Raw genomic sequence first — 4,020 nt, forward strand, 5'->3', positions numbered from 1 at the left:
GACGAGTCGCTGCTGGAGAAGCTGCTGATCTGCGAGGCCACCGAGGTCTGGAACTACAGCGCCTGCGCCGAGCAGGAGACCAACCCGCGCATCAAGGCGATGTGGGAGCGCTTCCTGGACTGCGAGCTGGGCCACCTGCAGGCCGCGATGAAGCTGTTCAAGGACGTCGAGCGGCGCGATCCGGCCGAAGTGCTGGGCGACGGCACGCTGCCGCCCGGCATCCCCTTCAAGAGCCAGCGCGAGTTCGTGCGCAAGGTGGTCGAGACCGAGGTGCAGCTGCGCAAGGACCGCACCGACTTCGTGGACGAGGCGCAGGAGCCGGCCTCCTCGCGCAAGTATCGCGAGGCGATCAACGCCGGCGGCTCGCCCTCGGAGACGGTGGCGGCGACCTACCACTGGACGCCGGGCACGGAGCTGATGCGCATGGAAGGGGCGCCGGCAGCGCCCGCCTGAGGGCGCTCAGTCGCGGCCCTGCAGCCGGAAGACGGCGCGGCGCTCGCCCACGGGGGCGCCGCGGATGCTGGTGATCACCTGGTTGCGCCAGGGCCGCAGCGCCTCGCGCTGCTGCGCGTCCAGCCAACCGAGCTGGTCCAGCGCCTCCACCGTGGCGGCGTGCAGCGCCAGCTTGTTGCCGTCGGCGATCTTGAGTGCGAGCGCCTGGCCGCGGCTGCGGCTCGCCACCACCTGCACGCCCTCGGCGCCGACTTTCGTCACCCAGTCGCCGCGGCCGGCCTGCATGAAGGCCAGGTCGTTGCGGCCGGTGCCGGAAACCAGCTCCGGGTGCGCCGTCATGGCCTCGGCGATCAGCGCGAAGCTGGCGCCGAAGCGCGTGTCGCGCGCGCCGGTGGCCAGCCGCGCGTAGCCGCGCGCGAGATGCGCCAGCGGCATGGCGTAGTTCGGGGCCGAGCAGCCGTCGATGCCCATGGCGAGCCGGTGCTGCTGCAGCCCCACCGCCTCGGCCACCGTGGCGCGGATCGCCTGCTGCAGCGGATGCGAGGGCTCCAGGTAGGTTTCGAGCGGCTGGCCGTGCTGCACGCACCAGGCCAGGAAGCCGCTGTGCTTGCCGCTGCAGTTGTGGTGGCGCTCGTCGTAGCTGCCCGGCGCCGGCGGCGGCCAGCCTCCCAGCTCCGCGTAGTAAGGGACGTGGCAGCCGCACTGCAGGCGCTTGTAGCCCACGCCCGCCTTGGCCAGGATCTGGTCCACCTGCTCGACGTGCATCGCTTCGCCGCTGTGGCTGGCGCACAGCAGGGCGAGGTTGGCGCTCGTCAGCCCGAAGTGGCGCACGCCCCCGCCCTGCACGAAGGGCAGCGCCTGCAGCGGCTTGAGCGTGGAGCGGGTGAAGGTGAGCCACTGCGGGTCCCCCGCATGCGCGAGCACCTCGCCGTGCGCGCCCGCGAGCACCACGGCGCCGAAGTGCACGCACTCGCGCGTGCCGCCGCGGAAGGTTTCGACCAAGGGGACCAGCGAGGTCATGCATGCATTGTGCGCCGGGCGGCGCCTGGCGTGACGGCTTGCCGGGCCGGCGATGCCGCCCTCACCGCCCTGGCTGCAGCAGCGCCACCGCGCCCGAGAAGGTGAGGAAGGCGGCCGCGGTGGTGAGCAGGATGATGCGCGCGATGCGGCCCGTGTCGGCCCCGAAGCGTTCCGCCAGCAGCGAGACGTTGCTGGCGCTGGGCAGGGCCGCCACCAGCACCATCACGCTCAGGGCGAAGGGATCGAGCGGCAGGCCCGCGGCGCGCATCGCCATGCCCAGGCCCCAGACCAGCAGGGGATGCAGCACCAGCTTCGCCAGCGCCACCGGCACGAAATCGCGCGCCGGCATCGGCCCGTGCTCGCCGGCGGCAGCCACGGCCTGCGAGCGCGCCAGCACCGCGCCGATGGTGAACAGCGCCACCGGCGAGGCCGCGTCGGCCAGCAGCCCGATCGTGTCCATGATCGGTGCGACCGGCTTGCGCCCGATCGCCGAAGCCAGGCCCCCGAGCAGGATCGACCACGGCATCGGGTTGAGCGCCACGCCCTTGAGCGCCTTCCTGGCCGCTTCGCGGGCGCCGTGCTGGTCCGCCCCATCGAGGCGCGAGAGTGCAATGCACAGCGAGCTCGTGATCACCAGGTCGATCAGGATCGTGAGGATCGCCGGCCCGGCCGCGCGCGGCCCGAGCAGCGCCACCAGCAACGGCACGCCCATGAAGCCGGTGTTGGGAAAGGCGGCCACCAGCGCGCCGAAGGAGGCGTCGTTCCAGCGGATGCGCGCGTTCATGCTGAATTTCACGGTGCCGGCCACCATCAGCAACGCGCAGGCGAGCCACAGCACCAGCCCCGCGGGATCGAGCATCTGCGCGATCGGAGTGTTGGCGCCGAAGCGGTAAAGCAGGCAGGGCAGCGCGAAATACAGCACGAAGCCGTTCAGCCCGCCGATGGCCTCGAAAGGCAGCATGCGGCGGCGCGCGGCAATGTAGCCCGCGAGCACGAGGGCGAAAAACGGGAAGGTGACCTGCAGGACGGCGAGCACGGGCCGTATTGTCGCGAACGCGGGGCCGGGCCCGGGGCTGCAGGCTTGCCCGGAGCTGTCAAGCGGCCCCCGTCGTGCCTGGGCAACGCGCCGGGTCTTGCCGGCCGCCAGGCCCCATCGCCCGTATGATTCGCCCTCTCCCGCAGTACCCGAATGTCCGGACTCAACCTCGCCCAGCAAGAAGCCGTCAACTACCTGCATGGTCCCTGCCTCGTGCTGGCCGGCGCGGGCTCGGGCAAGACGCGCGTCATCACGCACAAGATCGCGCGGCTGATCCAGACCGGGCTGGAGGCCAACCGCATCGCGGCCATCACCTTCACCAACAAGGCCGCGGCGGAGATGCGCGAGCGCGCCAAGTCGCTGGTGGGCAAACCCGCCAAGGACCTGGTGATCTGCACCTTCCACGCGCTGGGCGTGCGCCTGCTGCGCGAGGACGGCAAGGTGCTGGGGCTGAAGCCGCAGTTCTCGATCCTCGATTCCGACGACGTCACCAGCATCCTGAAGGACGCCGGCGGCACCACCGACGCGGCCACCGCGCGCCAGTGGCAGTGGGCGATCAGCCTGTGGAAGAACGTGGGCCTCAACGCCGCCCAGGCGCTGGCGCAGGCCAAGGACGACAACGAACGCGTCACCGCCACCATCATGGCGCGCTACGAGGAGCGCCTCGCGGCCTACCAGAGCGTGGACTTCGACGACCTGATCGGGCTGCCGCTGAAGCTGCTGCGCGACTTCGACGAAGTGCGCGAGAAGTGGCAGCGCAAGCTCGGGCACGTGCTGGTGGACGAATACCAGGACACCAACGCCACCCAGTACGAGCTGCTGAAGCTGCTGGTGGGTGAGCGCGGGCGCTTCACCGCCGTGGGCGACGACGACCAGTCGATCTACGGCTGGCGCGGCGCCACGCTGGACAACCTGCGCAAGCTGCCGCAGGACTATCCGGGCCTGAAGGTCATCAAGCTGGAGCAGAACTACCGCTCCACCAGCGCCATCCTGCGCGCGGCCAACAACGTCATCCAGCCGAATCCGAAGCTGTTCCCCAAGACCCTGTTCTCGGAGCTGGGCGAAGGCGAACCGGTGCGCGTGGTCGACTGCGACAACGAGGAGCACGAGGCCGAGCGCGCCGTGGCGCGCATCCAGTCGATCCGCGCCAACGGCGGCGGCAAGGACTGGAAGGACTTCGCGATCCTGTACCGCGCCAACCACCAGGCCCGCGTGCTGGAACAGGCGCTGCGCAAGGCGCAGATCCCCTACAAGGTCTCGGGCGGCCAGAGCTTCTTCGACCGCGCGGAGATCCGCGACCTGTGCGCCTGGCTGCGCCTGTGGGTCAACAACGACGACGATCCGGCCTTCCTGCGCGCGGTGACCACGCCCAAGCGCGGCATCGGCCACCAGACGCTCTCGTCGCTGGGCGTGTTCGCCAGCCAGTACAAGCTGTCGCTGTTCGAGGCCCTGTTCTCGTCCTCGCTCGCCTCGGTTCTGAATGCGCGCGCCCTCGGCAGCCTGCACGAATT

Annotated in this window: 3 protein-coding genes and 1 pseudogene; 2 read left to right on the plus strand and 2 right to left on the minus strand. The window is 70.7% G+C overall.

Annotated elements, in window-relative coordinates:
- Window positions 1-453, plus strand: a pseudogene (locus VFM98_RS18400) (hypothetical protein); the annotation flags it as partial.
- 6 nt (window positions 454-459) lie between these two features.
- Here the strand turns inward: VFM98_RS18400 and VFM98_RS18405 are convergent.
- The gene (locus VFM98_RS18405) at window positions 460-1,473 is read right to left on the minus strand and encodes an asparaginase (protein WP_325111350.1); all 1,014 of its coding nucleotides are present in this window, start codon (window positions 1,471-1,473) and stop codon (window positions 460-462) included.
- Between the two features lie 61 nt (window positions 1,474-1,534).
- Complete coding sequence (locus VFM98_RS18410) at window positions 1,535-2,509, minus strand: AEC family transporter (protein ID WP_325111351.1); 975 nt, start codon at window positions 2,507-2,509, stop codon at window positions 1,535-1,537.
- A 153-nt stretch (window positions 2,510-2,662) separates the two neighbouring features.
- Here VFM98_RS18410 and VFM98_RS18415 point away from each other — a divergent pair.
- Window positions 2,663-4,020, plus strand: a 1,358-nt coding sequence (locus tag VFM98_RS18415; RefSeq protein WP_325111352.1) for an ATP-dependent helicase, incomplete at its 3' end; no start/stop codon positions are given.

Origin of the sequence: Ramlibacter sp., assembly GCF_035706265.1 — a bacterium.
Lineage (GTDB): Bacteria > Pseudomonadota > Gammaproteobacteria > Burkholderiales > Burkholderiaceae_C > Ramlibacter.